This window comes from Corynebacterium massiliense DSM 45435, from assembly GCF_028609805.1.
Classification (GTDB): domain Bacteria; phylum Actinomycetota; class Actinomycetes; order Mycobacteriales; family Mycobacteriaceae; genus Corynebacterium; species Corynebacterium massiliense.
The window spans coordinates 928,270-942,977 of sequence record NZ_CP063189.1; the positions used below are offsets into that span (position 1 = coordinate 928,270).

The following is a 14,708-nucleotide window of genomic DNA, read 5'->3' on the forward strand; positions in this document are numbered from 1 at the left end:
GGGCGGGACGCAGACAGCAGCAAAGGCTTTTGGGTTACTGCACATACTCGGCCAATCGAGCCGCCAGGCCATCTGCGCCTGGAGGCGAAACGGGCCGTATATACCGCGAATTTCACATATGGCTTCCACCCGCGCCAACGCCGTCATCGTCGGTGCGGTATCAGCTGGTCAAGCGACGAAAGGACATCCGTGAGCGAGACGGACAATAACGCAGCCAAGGACTTGGCATCGCTGAAACTGCCGGAACTGCGCAAGATGGCCGCCGACAAGGGACTCCGCGGCGTCTCCGGTCTGCGCAAGGGGGATCTCATCACCGCGATCAAGACCGGCAAGGTCCCGGCGAAGAAGATCGCGGCCGCCGCGGCTGCCGATGCGGCAGCGGGCGAGGCAGACGCAGAGCCGAAATCCCGCGGCCGAAACCGAGGGGATAAGGCGCCGGCCGCCGACTCCGACGGCGGCGCTCGTGACAGCAAGGGCCAGGACGCCAAGGGCCGGGACAACGGCGACGGGCACGACGGTGGCGACCGTGAGGGGCGCGATCGCGATGGCAACGACCGCGATGGCAATGACCGCCCGCGCTATGAGACCCGCGCGCAGGCCCGTCGCGCCCGCCGCAACCGCATGCGCAACAACCAGGCTGGGGACAACCACGACCACGGCGCCGGCGACAAGGTTGGCAATGACCACCACGGTGACCGGGGCGATCGGAATGACCGGAACAACCGGAACAACCACGATGACCGCGGTGGCGACAACGGCGACAACGGTCAGCAGAACAATGGTGACGGCAACGGGAACGGGAACGGCAATGGCCACAATGGCAATGGCCGCGGCGACCGGAATGACCGGGGTGACCGTAATGACCGCGGTGGCCGCCGAGGTCGCCGCAACCGCCGTAACCGTCGTAACCGCGGCGGCCGGGGTGGCGGCGGAGACGATCTGCAGATCCGCGAGGGCGATGAGCTGCAGGCCGTCGGCGGCATCCTGGAAGTGGTGGACAACAACGTTGCGTTCCTGCGCACCGGCGGCTACCGCGCCGGTGCCAGCGACGTCTTTGTCAACCACAACCTCGTGCGCAAGCTGGGGCTGCGCTCCGGCGATGCGCTGACCGGCCAGGTCAAGGTCGGCGCGACCCACACGCACGGCAACGGCCGCAACCGCCGCAAGTACAACCAGCTCGTGCGCGTCGATTCCGTCAACGGGATGGATCCGGAGCAGGCCAAGCAGCGCCCGGAGTTTGGCAAGCTCACCCCGCTGTACCCGAACAAGCGCCTGCGGCTGGAAACCGAGCCAAAGGTGCTGACCACGCGCGTTATCGACCTCATCATGCCCATCGGTAAGGGGCAGCGCGCGCTGATCGTCTCCCCGCCGAAGGCCGGTAAGACCACCATCTTGCAGAACGTGGCCAACGCGATTGCCACGAACAACCCGGAGTGCTACCTCATGGTTGTCCTCGTCGACGAGCGTCCGGAAGAGGTCACCGACATGCAGCGCTCGGTCAAGGGCGAGGTCATCGCCTCCACCTTCGACCGCCCGCCGTCAGAGCACACGTCCGTGGCGGAGCTCGCCATCGAGCGCGCCAAGCGCCTGGTGGAGCAGGGCAAGGACGTCGTGGTCCTGCTCGACTCGATAACCCGCCTGGGCCGCGCGTACAACAACTCCTCGCCGGCCTCCGGCCGCATCCTGTCCGGCGGTGTGGACTCCAACGCGCTCTACCCGCCGAAGCGCTTTTTGGGTGCTGCCCGCAACATCGAGGAGGGCGGCTCGCTGACGATTATCGCCACCGCCATGGTGGAGACCGGCTCCACCGGCGACACGGTCATCTTCGAGGAGTTCAAGGGCACTGGTAACGCGGAGCTCAAGCTCGACCGCGGCATCGCCGAGCGCCGCGTCTTCCCGGCCGTGGACGTCAAACCGTCCGGCACCCGCAAGGACGAGCTGCTGCTCGTGCCGGAAGAGGCGCGCATCATGACCAAGCTGCGCCGCATCCTGTCCGGCCTGGAATCCCAGCAGGCCATCGATCTTTTGATCAAACAGCTGAAGAAGACCAAGTCCAACGGTGAGTTCCTCATGGGCGTGGCCAGCTCCGCGCCGATGGCCGCCGATAAAGACGAGGAGGACTACTCCTAATGGCTAGCCAGGTTTCCCTCGTAGACGACATTGTCTCCGAGTACGAGGGCATCGAGATGCAGATGGCTGATCCCTCCATCGCGGGTGATCAGTCCCAGTTCCGCAAGCTGTCCAAGCGCTACGCCGAGCTGCGCCCGATCATCCAGGTCAATAACGACCTAACCCAGGCGCGCACCGACTTAGACGACGCGAAGGAAATGGCCTACGAGGATCACGATTTCCAGGCCGAGGCCGACCGCCTGGAAGGCGTCGTGGTGGAGCTGGAGGAAAAGCTCGCCGATCTGCTCGCTCCGCGCGACGAGCAGGACTCCGAGGACGTCATCATGGAGATCAAGGCCGGCGCCGGCGGTGAAGAGGCCGCCCTGTTCGCCGGTGAGCTGGCGCGCATGTACGAGCGTTACGCCGATAAGGCCGGGTTCACCTGGGAGGTACTCGGCATTACGGACTCCGACCTCGGCGGTGTCAAGGACATGACGTTGTCCGTGAAGTCCAAGACCCCGTCGCGCGACGGTGCGTGGTCGGTGTTCAAGTTCGAGGGCGGCGTGCACCGCGTGCAGCGCGTGCCGGTCACCGAGTCCCAGGGCCGCATCCAGACCTCGGCCGCGGGCGTGCTCGTCTTCCCCGAGCCGGAGGAGCCGGAAGAGGTCCACATCGACGAAAAGGACCTGCGTATCGATGTCTACCGCTCGTCCGGTAAGGGCGGCCAGGGCGTGAACACGACCGACTCGGCCGTGCGTATCACCCACCTGCCCACCGGGCTGGTGGTCACCTGCCAGAAAGAACGCTCCCAGATCCAGAACAAGGCCCGCGCCATGCAGGTGCTGCAGGCCCGCCTGGAGCAGATGGAGCGCGAGGCCCGCGACGCCGAGACCGCCGATCAGCGCGCCTCCCAGGTGCGCACGATGGATCGTTCCGAGCGCATCCGCACCTACAACTGGCCGGAAAACCGCATTACCGATCACCGCATCGGCTACAAGGCCAACAACTTGGACTCCGTTCTGGACGGCGACATGGACGCGCTGATCACCGCGCTGCAGGCGCAGGAGCGCGCCGATCGCCTCGAGGCGGAGGGCTAGTCGGTGGCGGACGCCGACACCGCAGGCGAGAGCGGAGCCGGGGAGCGGGGCGGGAAGGCTGCGGCCGCGCGCCCCGAGACACTTCCCGCCGCCCTCCGGCACGCGGCGGCCGAGCTGCAGGCGGTGGGAGTCGCATCCCCGCTTTACGATGCCCGCCTCATCGCCGCCCACCTTCTAGGCTGCGCTCCGCTGGACACCATGTTCTACGACGACGTGCCGGAAGGCTTCTGGGCCGCGGTGGACCGCCGGCTGACCCGCGAGCCGCTGCAACACATCCTGGGCCAGGCCCCTTTCGGGCCGCTGGACATCGCAGTGGGCCCCGGCGTGTTCATCCCGCGCCCGGAGACCGAGTCCTTGGCGGACTGGGGCGCGCGCCAAGCGCAGGCTTTAGCGGCGGGAAGCGACGCGGCGCCGGCGCCGGTCGTGGTGGATCTGTGTTCCGGGTCGGGCGCCGTGGCGGCGTATATCGCCCACGCTGTACCGGCGGCGCGGGTGCTGGCGGTTGAGCTGTCCGCGGACGCGCTGCCGTATACCCGCCAAAACGCTGAGCCACACGGCGTGGAGGTCATCCACGGCGATGCGACCGACCTGATGCTGCTGGACACGTTGCACGGGCAGGTGGACGTGGTGGTGGCCAACCCGCCGTACGTTCCGGAGTCGTCGGATCTCCCGCCGGAGGTCTACGCGGATCCGGACATGGCGGTCTTTTCCGGCGCGGACGGTATGCGGCTTATCCGGGGGATGGTGCCGGTCATCGCCACGCTCCTGCGCTCCGGCGGTTATGCGGCGGTGGAGCACGATGACACGACCTCCGCTGCGGTGCGCGACTGTTTCGCTGCCGGTGGGCAGTTCACCGACATCGCGCCGCTGGCGGACCTCACCGGGGTCGACCGCTTTGTCACCGCGCGTAAACTTGAGCGCCGACTAGGCACGGACATTTAGGCAAGGGGAGAGAGTAAGTGCAAGGCAAGATTTACGATTGCTCGGATCCACAAGAGCGCGCCGCCGGGATGGCCGCGGCGGTGAAGTCCGCCAAGTCGGGCCGGCTTGTGGTGACCCCGACGGACACGCTCTACGGCATTGGTTGCGACGCCTTCGATAACGAGGCAGTGGCCAACCTCCTCGCAGCGAAGGGCCGCGGCCCGGATATGCCGGTGCCGGTCCTGGTCGGTTCGTGGGATACCGTGCGCGGCCTGGTGGCCACGTACCCGGAAAAGACCCAGCGTCTCGTGGAAGCCTTTTGGCCGGGTGGGCTTTCCATCGTTGTGCCGGAGGCGCCGTCGCTGCCGTGGAACTTAGGCGATACCCGGGGCACGGTGATGCTGCGCATGCCGCTGCACCCCATCGCCATTGAACTGCTCCGCGAGGTCGGACCCATGGCGGTCTCCAGCGCCAATATCTCCGGCCAGACCCCGCCGACGACGGCCATCGCTGCGAAACAGCAGTTGGGTAAAGCCGTCAACGTTTACTTGGACGGGGGAGAGGCGGCCATCGGCAAGCCGTCGAGCATCGTCGACCTGTCCGGCCCGCGCCCGTACATCCTCCGCGAGGGCGCGATTAGCGCCGAGCGGCTGGGCGAGGTCTTAGGCATGGACGCCGCGGAGCTGCGCACCCGCCCGGGCGAAGGGCGGTAACCTGTGGGCAGTGCCGGCGTCCCGCTTCGGGAAATCGGGCTGGTCATTCTGGTGGCCGCCGTCCTGACGTATCTGACCACGGGCATCGTGCGTTCCTTTCTGGTGCGCAGCGGCCGGGTGGCGGAGATTCGTCAGCGCGATAGCCACTCCCAGCCGACCCCGCGGCTGGGTGGGCTGGCCATGCTCTTCGGGTTCGGCGGCGCTATCTTCCTGGCCGCGCAGCTGCCCGCCCTTACCCGCGGGTTCATGCCCGTCACCCCGGAGATGACCGCGGTGGTGTGGGCCGCGCTCGCCATCGTGGCGGTGGGCGTGGTCGATGACCTCTTTGAGCTCAGCGCCGTGGTGAAGCTGCTCGGCCAGCTCGTGGCCGCGGCGGTGTTGGCGGGGCTTGGTGTCTCGTGGACCCTGCTCTTCGTGCCGGTGGGCGGCGGCACCACGGTGGTCCTGGATCAGTTCCAGTCCACAATCTTGACCACGGTCTTCGCCGTGATCCTTGTCAACGCCATGAACTTCGTCGACGGGCTCGATGGGCTCGCCGCCGGTCTGGGGCTTATCGCCGGCGCCGCCATTCTGGTGTTCTCGCTGACGGTGTTGCACGACCAGGGCGGCACGGTCTCGGCGTACCCGCCGGCCATCATTGCCGCCGGCTTGGTCGGTGTGTGCGCGGGCTTTTTGCCCCACAACTTTGAACCCTCGCGCATTTTCATGGGCGATTCCGGCTCCATGCTCATCGGGCTGCTGCTGGCCGCGGCGGCCACCTCGGCCTCCGGGAAGATCAACATGTCCCTGTACGGCGCTGCGGATCTCGTGGCGCTGATGAGCCCGCTCATCGTGGTCGCAGCCGCGGTGTTTATCCCCGTGCTGGATCTGGTGTGGGCGGTGGTGCGCCGGCTCGCGCAGGGCAAGTCACCGTTCGCGGCGGACAAGCTGCACATCCACCACCGGTTGCTGTCTTTGGGGCACACGCACCGCCGCACGGTGCTGGTCATCTACCTCTGGGTGACCGCGGTGGCCTTCGGTGCGGTGAGTTTCTCTTTGGTGCCAGCGCCCATCGCGGCGGCCATCAGCCTGCTCGCCATCCTCGCGGCCATCGGCGTCACGCTCATCCCGCTGCGGGCGGGCAAGATCGGTCGGCATACCCGCGCGCATTCGGTGCGGTAGGGTAATGGCCCGTGAATTCGACTACTAATACCAGCCTGGATACGGACACCGACTTCGAGGATCAGCGCCGTCCGCTGGTGCGGGCGGTGAAATTCGGCGCCTTAGCGCTCGCGGCTTTTACGGTCATCTCTCTCGTGGTGTGGGGCCTTGTCGGCGGCGCGCCTGGCCTGTGGGGCGTGGTGATAGGCGCCGCCATTGGCGGCGGCTTCGTGCTGCTCACCGCGCTGTCAGTTCTGCTGACCGCTGGCACATCCCCGTCAACCACGATGGCGGTGGTCTTGGGCGGCTGGCTGCTCAAGATTGTCCTGCTCGTCATCGTCTTGCTGTTCATCCGCGATCTCGACTTCTTCCACCGCGGGGCGCTTCTGACCACGGTGGTCCTGGCGCTTGTCGCAGTGCTCGGAGCAGAGGTGTGGGCGACAGTGTCTACCCGCACGACCTACGTGTCCTCCCAGTAAATTCTTATGGTGCCCCCGGAAACCAAAAATCGCGGGCTGACTGCTAAGATGTCCTGCGGGTTACCGCGGAAATCATACACAGCGTCGGCGCAGGAACTATGACCTGCAATGACGGTGTGATTGAGCGTGATTAAACGTCGCGGTGAAACCCTGCCGCAGCTTCGCTGATGTGCGACGGAGTCTCGTTGCTGCGGTAGAGAGTTTGAGACGTCCATCGCACCGTACTGAAGGTTCTTCGGTACGGCCCGAACACGGGAGAGAACGCTGAGCGTTACAACATTGGCCATGAAGGGTGACTTCCACTCGCCCGAACTGGATCCAGAACTTTTCCCGGGGCAAACTTTCGGCCACATCCTGTTTGGTGACGTAGCCAACGGGTGGTTCGCGCTGGATCGCATCATGATCGTCCGCCTCATTATGACGGCGATCTTGGTGCTCCTTTTCGTCGCAGCCTTTTGGAAGCCCAAGCTGGTTCCGAAGGGTCTGCAGAACGTCGCTGAAATCGCTCTCGATTTCGTGCGGGTAAACATCGCCGAAGACATTCTGGGGAAGAAGGAAGGCCGCCGCTTCTTGCCGTTGCTGGCGACCATTTTCTTCGCCGTTCTGTTCATGAACGTTTCGACGATCATCCCGTTGCTCAACATTTCGCCGAACGCTCGCATCGGTATGCCAATCGTCTTGGCTGCCGCGGCGTACATCGCCATGATCTACGCGGGCGCTAAGCGTTATGGGTTCGGTAAGTTCATGAAGTCGTCGGTGGTTATCCCTAACCTGCCGCCGGCGCTGCATGTACTTGTTGTGCCGATCGAGTTCTTCTCGACGTTCATCCTGCGACCGGTCACGCTGGCACTTCGTCTCATGGCGAACTTCCTGGCTGGCCACATCATTCTGGTGCTCCTCTACTCGGCGACCAACTTCTTCTTCTGGCAGCTGAATGGGTGGACCGCACTGTCTGGTGTTACCGTGCTCGCCGCAGTCCTGTTCACGCTCTACGAGATCATCGTCATCTTCCTGCAGGCGTACATCTTCGCCCTGCTGACGGCGGTCTACATTGAGCTTTCCTTGCACGCGGACGAGCACTAATCACGCGCGAACAACGCGGCCAACTGAATAACCCCATTTTCACCATCACGCCGCCTCGGGCAGTCACGCCGGGGCGGGAAACATCGAAAGGGAACGACTTTCATGAACGACATCATCCTGGCTCAGGCAGCAGACACCGCCATCGACCTCCGCGCCCTCGGCTACGGCGTCGCCACCATCGGCCCGGGCCTCGGCATCGGCATCCTCGTTGGCAAGACCGTTGAGGGCATGGCACGTCAGCCGGAGATGGCTGGCCAGCTGCGTACCACCATGTTCCTGGGTATCGCGTTCGTTGAGGCACTGGCCCTGATCGGCCTGGTTGCCGGCTTCCTGTTCTAAAAAGCGGAATTTCCTAAGAAACCCCTTTTACTGACAGGAGACTCATGAACAACGTCTTTTTCTTCCTTGCGGCGGAAGGAGGGGAGGAGCTCCCGATGGAGGGAGGCAACAACCTCCTTTTGCCCAAGGGCTATGACATCTTCTGGTCTCTCGTCGCGTTCGTCATCATCCTGCTCGTCTTCTGGAAGTTCGTTCTTCCGAACTTCCAAGAACTGCTGCGGGAGCGCGAGGACCGGATCGAAGGCGGCATGAAGCGTGCTGAGGCTCAGCAGGCCGAGGCAAAGGCAGCGCTGGAGAAGTACAACGCCCAGCTTGCCGATGCCCGCGCTGAAGCCGCCGAGATCCGCGAGCAGGCACGCGAGCGTGGCAAGCAGATCGAGGCAGAAGCTCGAGCACAGGCCGAGGAAGAGGCACAGCGCATCATCGCCGCCGGCGAGAAGCAGCTGGCCGCTTCCCGCGCTCAGGTGGTCGGCGACCTGCGCAACGACATTGGACAGAACTCCATCAACCTGGCAGAGAAGCTGCTGGGTGGCGAGCTGTCCGATTCCTCGAAGCAGTCGCAGACGATCGACAACTTCCTGTCCGAGCTCGACAACGTGGCACCGGCCGGAAAGTAGGGATCTATGAAGGCAGCTAGCCGCGAAGCACTCGCTCAGTGCCAGGAAAAGCTCGACGGATACCTGCGCGAGCACGACGTCCAGGCTGCAGCACAGACCGGCCTCGATCTCTTCGAGGTCGTCGGTGTGCTGGACGATCACCGTGACTTGCGTGTTGCGCTGACCGATGACGCCGCGCCCGCGGAGGCCCGCCAGTCTCTCGTCCGCGAGCTCTTCGGTTCGAAGGTCGCCGAGTCGACCCTGCAGGTTTTGAACGACGCTGTCGCGCAGAACTGGTCGACCGGTAAGGAATTCGTCAACGGGCTTTCCACCATCGGTCACCGCGCCCTGCTGCGCGGCGCCGAGGCACAGGGCCAGCTGGAGCAGGTCGAAGACGAGCTGTTCCAACTGTCCCGCGTCCTGGACCGCGAGGGTGAGCTGACCCAGCTGCTTTCCGACCGCACTGCCTCTTCCGCGAAGAAGCGCGGATTGCTGGCAAACGTTCTCTACGGCAAGGTTTCGATGTTCGCCGAGGCGCTTGCGCTGCAGGCCATCGGCCGACCCGAGAAGAACTCGATCGACGACGTGGCCGCGCTGGCCGCGCAGGCCGCAGACCTGCGTGACCGCACCATCGCCCACGTGGCAGTCGCTCGGGATGTGAATGACAACCAGCAGGCAGTACTCGCCGAGAAGCTGGGCAAGATTTACGGTCGTGCGGTCTCCATCCACACAGAGGTTGATCCCAGCCTCCTCGGTGGAATGAAGATCCGCGTTGGCGACGAGGTCATCGACGGTTCCATCCAGGGCAAGATCGCCCGCCTGCGGACCGCGATGAGCGCCTAGGGCACTCGCTCGCACACCTGGTGCGGACGAGCGGGTAGCCCCTAGGAAAGGTTGCCGACAGTCGTCGACTACGACAGATTTAATTAAGTAAGTGCTGGACGAATCTACCGAGAGTAGGAAGAACATGGCGGAGCTGACGATCTCCTCTGACGAGATCCGTAGCGCGATTGCGAACTACACCTCGAGCTACTCCGCGGAGGCCTCCCGTGAGGAGGTCGGCGTGATTACTTCGGCAGCAGACGGTATTGCCAACGTCAGTGGCCTTCCGTCTGTCATGGCGAACGAGCTGCTCGAGTTCCCGAACGGCGTCATTGGCGTCGCACAGAACCTGGACACCAACTCCATCGGCGTCGTGGTTCTGGGTAACTTTGAATCCCTGGCCGAAGGCGACGAAGTTCGCCGCACCGGCGAGGTCCTGTCCATCCCGGTCGGCGATGACTTCCTCGGCCGCGTCGTCAACCCGCTGGGTCAGGCCATCGACGGCCTGGGCGACGTCAAGGGCGAAGAAGACCGCGTCCTGGAGCTGCAGGCACCGTCCGTGCTGCAGCGCCAGCCGGTCGAAGAGCCGATGCAGACCGGTATGAAGGCCATCGACGCGATGACCCCGATCGGCCGTGGTCAGCGTCAGTTGATCATCGGTGACCGTAAGACCGGTAAGACCTCGGTGTGCATCGACACCATCCTTAACCAGAAGGCGAACTGGGAGTCCGGCGACAAGGACAAGCAGGTCCGCTGCATCTACGTCGCTATCGGTCAGAAGGGCTCGACCATCGCCGGCGTGCGCCAGACCCTCGAGGAGCACGGCGCGCTCGACTACACCACCATCGTGGCTGCCCCGGCGTCTGACTCGGCCGGCTTCAAGTGGCTCGCACCGTTTTCCGGTGCCGCCCTGGGTCAGCACTGGATGTACCAGGGCTACCACGTCCTGGTTATCTACGATGACCTGACCAAGCAGGCAGAGGCCTACCGTGCCATCTCGCTGCTGCTGCGCCGCCCGCCGGGACGCGAGGCTTACCCGGGCGACGTCTTCTACCTGCACTCCCGTCTGCTGGAGCGCGCGGCCAAACTTTCCGATGACATGGGCGCCGGCTCGCTGACCGCCCTGCCGATCATCGAGACGAAGGCAAACGACGTCTCGGCCTTCATTCCGACCAACGTCATCTCGATTACCGACGGCCAGGTCTTCCTCGAGTCTGACCTGTTCAACCAGGGCATTCGCCCGGCTATTAACGTCGGTGTGTCGGTGTCCCGTGTCGGTGGTGCCGCACAGACCAAGGGCATGAAGAAGGTTGCCGGTAACCTGCGTCTTGACCTCGCTGCTTACCGCGACCTGGAGGCGTTCGCCGCCTTCGCCTCTGACCTGGACTCCGCGTCCAAGGCTCAGCTGGAGCGCGGCGCTCGCCTGGTCGAGCTGCTCAAGCAGAAGGAGCACGCACCGCAGGCCGTTGAGTACCAGATGGTCTCCATCTTCCTGGCGGACCAGGGCATCTTCGACTCCGTTCCCGTCGAGGATGTGCGCCGCTTTGAGACGGAGGTCCAGGATCACCTCAACGCGACCGTTCCGGAGGCTTACGACCAGATCAGCGGCGGCGTTCCGCTGAACGACGAGTCCAAGGAAAAGCTCACCGCCGAGGCGAAGCGCTTCCTGTCCGGCTTCCGCACCTCCGAGGGCAACACCCTGGGCACGGAAGCACCGGTCGAGGCCATGGACGAGAGCGAAGTCAACCAGACCGAGCTCGGCGTCTCCCGCAAGGCGACCAAGTAGAAAAGTCTCGGACTGCTCTACATCAATCGCCGAGAAGAATAAGAAGGGAGGAGCACTACCATGGCAAGTCTTCGTGAGTTGCGCGACCGCATCCGGTCGGTGAACTCGACCAAGAAGATCACCAAGGCGCAGGAACTTATCGCGACCTCGCGCATTACCAAGGCGCAGGCGCGCGTCGAGGCTTCGCAGCCGTACGCCCAGGAAATGGGCAACGTCATGCAGCGCCTCGCAGCGAACAGCTCCCTTGATCACCCGATGTTGAAGGAGCGCGAGAACGCCCGCGTGGCCGCGGTCGTCATCGTGTCCTCTGACCGCGGCATGTGCGGCGGCTACAACAACAACGTGTTCAAGAAGGCTGCGCAGCTGGAGGCTCTCCTCGAACAGCGCGGCCTGGAGGTCGTCCGCCTGGTCACCGGTGCCAAGGGCGTCGGCTTCTACCAGTTCCGCGACGAGCACATCGAGGGACAGTGGACCGGGTTCTCCCAGGATCCGTCCTGGGAAGCTACCCACGACGTCCGTCACCACGTGGTCGACGGCTTCCTGGCTGGCTCCACCTCGCAGGCGAAGGACCGTGCGGGCGTTTCCAACCCGCGCGGCTTCGACGAGGTGCACGTGGTCTACACCGAGTTCGAATCGATGCTGACCCAGACCGCTCGCGTGCAGCAGCTGCTGCCCGTGAAGCCGGTTAAGGGCGATCACGATGCTGCGGACGCGGCTGGGGATTCGGCCGCTGCGGCCGAGACCGGTTCGGACTTCGAGTTCGAGCCGGACGCCGATACGCTGATGGACGGGCTGCTGCCGAAGTACGTTTCGCGCGTGCTGTACGCGATTTTCCTCGAGGCATCCGCCTCGGAGTCCGCATCCCGCCGTACCGCCATGAAGTCTGCTACTGACAACGCCTCCGAGCTGGTCACGGATCTCTCCCGTGTGGCCAACCAGGCACGTCAGGCGCAGATTACTCAGGAAATCTCAGAGATCGTCGGTGGCGCTGGCGCGCTCGCCGAAAGCGCAGAAAGTGACTAAATTATGACTTCAGCTACTGCTGTAAAGCTTGAGGACGACAAGTCCTCGGCCGCCGCTGGGCGGGTAGTGCGTGTCATCGGTCCGGTCGTCGACGTGGAGTTCCCGCGCGGCGAGCTGCCGGAGCTGTACAACGCGCTGACCGTCGAGGTTCACCTCGCGGCGGTGGAAAAGACCATCACCCTCGAGGTCGCTCAGCACCTCGGTGACAACCTGGTCCGTGCCGTCTCCATGGCACCGACCGACGGCCTGGTTCGCGGCGCAGAGGTGTCCAACACCGGCGGCCCGATCTCCGTTCCGGTCGGCGACGTGGTCAAGGGCCACGTCTTCAACGCCCTGGGCGACTGCCTGGATGAGCCGGGTCTCGGCCGCGACGGCGAGAACTGGGGCATCCACCGTGACCCGCCGCCGTTCGACGAGCTCGAGGGCAAGACCGAGATCCTCGAGACCGGCATTAAGGTCATCGACCTTCTGACCCCGTACGTCAAGGGCGGCAAGATCGGCCTGTTCGGCGGCGCCGGCGTGGGCAAGACGGTTCTCATCCAGGAGATGATTACCCGTATCGCCCGCGAGTTCTCCGGTACCTCCGTGTTCGCCGGCGTTGGCGAGCGCACCCGTGAGGGCACCGACCTCTTCCTGGAAATGGAAGAGATGGGCGTGCTGCAGGACACCGCACTTGTCTTCGGCCAGATGGACGAGCCGCCGGGAGTCCGTATGCGCGTGGCCCTGTCCGGCCTGACCATGGCGGAGTACTTCCGCGATGTGCAGAACCAGGACGTGCTGCTGTTCATCGACAACATCTTCCGTTTCACCCAGGCCGGTTCCGAGGTGTCGACCCTGCTGGGCCGCATGCCTTCCGCCGTCGGTTACCAGCCGACCCTGGCTGACGAGATGGGTGTTCTGCAGGAGCGTATTACCTCGACCAAGGGTCGTTCCATTACCTCCCTGCAGGCGGTCTACGTGCCGGCCGATGACTACACCGACCCGGCTCCGGCGACCACCTTCGCCCACCTGGATGCGACCACCGAGCTGGACCGCTCCATCGCCTCGAAGGGTATTTACCCGGCGGTGAACCCGCTGACGTCAACCTCTCGAATCCTCGAGCCGGGCATCGTCGGCGATCACCACTACGAGGTTGCGCAGCGCGTCATCGGCATCCTGCAGAAGAACAAGGAGCTGCAGGACATCATCGCCATCCTGGGTATGGACGAGCTCTCGGAAGAGGACAAGATCACCGTCCAGCGCGCACGCCGCATCGAGCGCTTCCTGGGCCAGAACTTCTTCGTGGCGAAGAAGTTCACCGGCCTGGAGGGCTCCTACGTGCCGCTGACGGAGACCATCGACGCCTTCGAGCGCATCTGCGACGGCGAGTTCGACCACTACCCGGAGCAGGCGTTCAACGGCATCGGCGGTCTGGACGACCTCCACGCCGAGTACAAGAAGCTGACCGAGAAGAAGTAGGGAGCGGCACATGGCTGACATCACCGTTGAACTGGTGTCTGTGGAGCGCATGCTGTGGTCGGGTACCGCCAGCATCGTCACCGCGGAAACCGCCGAGGGTGAGATCGGCGTGCTTCCGGGCCACGAGCCGATGCTCGGCCAGCTGGTCGACAACGGCGTCGTGACTTTCCGCCCGACCGATGGCGACCGCCGCGTCGCCGCGGTCCAAGGTGGCTTCCTCTCCGTGACCGATGAGAAGGTCACCGTTCTCGCCGACTGGGCCATCTGGGCCAACGAGGTCGACGAGAAGCAGGCCACCGAGGACGCGCAGTCGGACAACGAGCTGACTCGCTCCCAGGGCGAAGCCGCACTCCGCGCGCTCCGTCGTTCACGCGAGGGTTAACTAACCGGGCGGCGCCGCCGCCCTCTACTCTCACAGCACTTTAGAAAAATCCTCCCCGCACAACTCGCGGGGAGGATTTTTCTATTCGCTAGCGAGGTCTCCAGGCGAGCGATAAAATCTGACCCATTACTTTCAACTCTTACGTGGCGCTGGGAAAAGGAGGCGACGTAGCTGTGCGGCACATGGTGATTTTCGGTCTCATCGGCGCGTTACTGCTGGCCGTCGGCATCGTCGTCTTGCTCGCGGCCATCCGCTTTTTCTCCCACCGCTCCCGGGGCACCCAGGTGCTGGTGCGCACGTTGCCGGCGGGGGACACCCGCGGCTGGCGCCATGGGGTCATCCGCTATAGCGGGGAAGACATGGAGTTCTACAAGCTGCGATCGCTGAACCCGTCGTGCGATATGAGATTTGACCGCCGAGTTGTCACCTACGTGGGCACCCGTCCGCTGGATGATGACGAGGCGTCTTTTATTGTCCAGCCGGCGGAGGCTGTGCACCTTCGCATCGGCACGCAGGACGTGGAGATCGCCCTAGAGCCGGACTCGGCCTTGGCGCTCAACGCGTGGATCGAATCCGCGCCCTCGCCGCGGCAGGAGCGCACGGATCTGGCCCGCCTGCGTGCCCGGTCATACCGCGGGCGGGGCACCACGGCAACCGGATCCACGGGCACCCGCTCTACGGGCACCCGCACGGCGAGCTCCCGGGACAACGGTGCTGGTGCTGTGTAAGTCCCGCATATCCCGCGCTCGCATAGCCATCC

The 14,708-nt window shown here is 64.6% G+C and carries 15 protein-coding genes; all 15 read left to right on the forward strand.

The genetic code is table 11. The features are described 5' to 3' along the window. The first annotated feature begins 189 nt into the window (after positions 1–189). Complete coding sequence (gene rho / locus CMASS_RS04405; RefSeq protein WP_022862476.1) at positions 190–2,130, forward strand: transcription termination factor Rho; 1,941 nt, start codon at positions 190–192, stop codon at positions 2,128–2,130. Beyond that, the gene (gene prfA, locus CMASS_RS04410) at positions 2,130–3,206 is read left to right on the forward strand and encodes a peptide chain release factor 1 (RefSeq protein ID WP_022862475.1); all 1,077 of its coding nucleotides are present in this window, start codon (positions 2,130–2,132) and stop codon (positions 3,204–3,206) included. Before rho ends, prfA begins: the two co-directional genes overlap by 1 nt. Positions 3,207–3,209: 3 nt before the next feature. Beyond that, positions 3,210–4,148 carry a N5-glutamine methyltransferase family protein gene (locus CMASS_RS04415; RefSeq protein ID WP_022862474.1) on the forward strand — a complete coding sequence of 313 codons (939 nt, stop codon included), beginning with the start codon at positions 3,210–3,212 and terminating at the stop codon, positions 4,146–4,148. Between the two features lie 17 nt (positions 4,149–4,165). Further along, entirely contained in the window at positions 4,166–4,840 is a 675-nt protein-coding gene (locus tag CMASS_RS04420) for an L-threonylcarbamoyladenylate synthase (protein WP_022862473.1), read from the forward strand. A gap of 3 nt (positions 4,841–4,843) precedes the next feature. Continuing rightward, positions 4,844–6,001 carry a glycosyltransferase family 4 protein gene (locus CMASS_RS04425; protein ID WP_022862472.1) on the forward strand — a complete coding sequence of 386 codons (1,158 nt, stop codon included), beginning with the start codon at positions 4,844–4,846 and terminating at the stop codon, positions 5,999–6,001. A gap of 11 nt (positions 6,002–6,012) precedes the next feature. Next, positions 6,013–6,459 (forward strand): Cg1360 family ATP-synthase-associated protein, encoded by a 447-nt coding sequence (locus CMASS_RS04430; RefSeq protein ID WP_022862471.1) that lies wholly within the window; start codon positions 6,013–6,015, stop codon positions 6,457–6,459. Positions 6,460–6,744: 285 nt separating this feature from the next. After that, positions 6,745–7,542 (forward strand): F0F1 ATP synthase subunit A, encoded by a 798-nt coding sequence (gene atpB / locus CMASS_RS04435; RefSeq protein WP_022862470.1) that lies wholly within the window; start codon positions 6,745–6,747, stop codon positions 7,540–7,542. Between the two features lie 102 nt (positions 7,543–7,644). Then, entirely contained in the window at positions 7,645–7,881 is a 237-nt protein-coding gene (locus tag CMASS_RS04440) for an ATP synthase F0 subunit C (protein ID WP_022862469.1), read from the forward strand. A gap of 44 nt (positions 7,882–7,925) precedes the next feature. After that, positions 7,926–8,498 (forward strand): F0F1 ATP synthase subunit B, encoded by a 573-nt coding sequence (locus tag CMASS_RS04445; RefSeq protein ID WP_022862468.1) that lies wholly within the window; start codon positions 7,926–7,928, stop codon positions 8,496–8,498. A 6-nt stretch (positions 8,499–8,504) separates the two neighbouring features. After that, the gene (locus CMASS_RS04450) at positions 8,505–9,320 is read left to right on the forward strand and encodes a F0F1 ATP synthase subunit delta (protein WP_022862467.1); all 816 of its coding nucleotides are present in this window, start codon (positions 8,505–8,507) and stop codon (positions 9,318–9,320) included. Between the two features lie 124 nt (positions 9,321–9,444). Next, positions 9,445–11,085 (forward strand): F0F1 ATP synthase subunit alpha, encoded by a 1,641-nt coding sequence (gene atpA / locus CMASS_RS04455; protein ID WP_027018543.1) that lies wholly within the window; start codon positions 9,445–9,447, stop codon positions 11,083–11,085. Between the two features lie 60 nt (positions 11,086–11,145). Continuing rightward, positions 11,146–12,108, forward strand: coding sequence for a F0F1 ATP synthase subunit gamma (locus CMASS_RS04460; RefSeq protein ID WP_022862465.1), 963 nt, complete (start codon positions 11,146–11,148; stop codon positions 12,106–12,108). A gap of 3 nt (positions 12,109–12,111) precedes the next feature. After that, the gene (gene atpD, locus CMASS_RS04465) at positions 12,112–13,566 is read left to right on the forward strand and encodes a F0F1 ATP synthase subunit beta (protein ID WP_022862464.1); all 1,455 of its coding nucleotides are present in this window, start codon (positions 12,112–12,114) and stop codon (positions 13,564–13,566) included. Positions 13,567–13,576: 10 nt separating this feature from the next. Beyond that, on the forward strand, positions 13,577–13,948 hold the full coding sequence (locus CMASS_RS04470; RefSeq protein ID WP_022862463.1) for a F0F1 ATP synthase subunit epsilon: 372 nt from the start codon (positions 13,577–13,579) through the stop codon (positions 13,946–13,948). A 182-nt stretch (positions 13,949–14,130) separates the two neighbouring features. Continuing rightward, positions 14,131–14,676, forward strand: coding sequence for a DUF2550 domain-containing protein (locus tag CMASS_RS04475; protein WP_022862462.1), 546 nt, complete (start codon positions 14,131–14,133; stop codon positions 14,674–14,676). The last annotated feature ends 32 nt before the right edge of the window (positions 14,677–14,708 follow it).

Excerpts from the sequence above, each read along its gene's own strand:
- prfA (WP_022862475.1), top strand. The coding sequence starts at position 2,130 with ATGGCTAGCCAGGTTTCCCTCGTAGACGACATTGTCTCCGAGTACGAG.
- atpB (WP_022862470.1), top strand. The coding sequence starts at position 6,745 with ATGAAGGGTGACTTCCACTCGCCCGAACTGGATCCAGAACTTTTCCCG.
- CMASS_RS04440 (WP_022862469.1), top strand. The coding sequence starts at position 7,645 with ATGAACGACATCATCCTGGCTCAGGCAGCAGACACCGCCATCGACCTC.
- CMASS_RS04445 (WP_022862468.1), top strand. The coding sequence starts at position 7,926 with ATGAACAACGTCTTTTTCTTCCTTGCGGCGGAAGGAGGGGAGGAGCTC.
- CMASS_RS04450 (WP_022862467.1), top strand. The coding sequence starts at position 8,505 with ATGAAGGCAGCTAGCCGCGAAGCACTCGCTCAGTGCCAGGAAAAGCTC.
- atpA (WP_027018543.1), top strand. The coding sequence starts at position 9,445 with ATGGCGGAGCTGACGATCTCCTCTGACGAGATCCGTAGCGCGATTGCG.
- CMASS_RS04460 (WP_022862465.1), top strand. The coding sequence starts at position 11,146 with ATGGCAAGTCTTCGTGAGTTGCGCGACCGCATCCGGTCGGTGAACTCG.
- atpD (WP_022862464.1), top strand. The coding sequence starts at position 12,112 with ATGACTTCAGCTACTGCTGTAAAGCTTGAGGACGACAAGTCCTCGGCC.
- CMASS_RS04470 (WP_022862463.1), top strand. The coding sequence starts at position 13,577 with ATGGCTGACATCACCGTTGAACTGGTGTCTGTGGAGCGCATGCTGTGG.
- CMASS_RS04475 (WP_022862462.1), top strand. The coding sequence starts at position 14,131 with ATGGTGATTTTCGGTCTCATCGGCGCGTTACTGCTGGCCGTCGGCATC.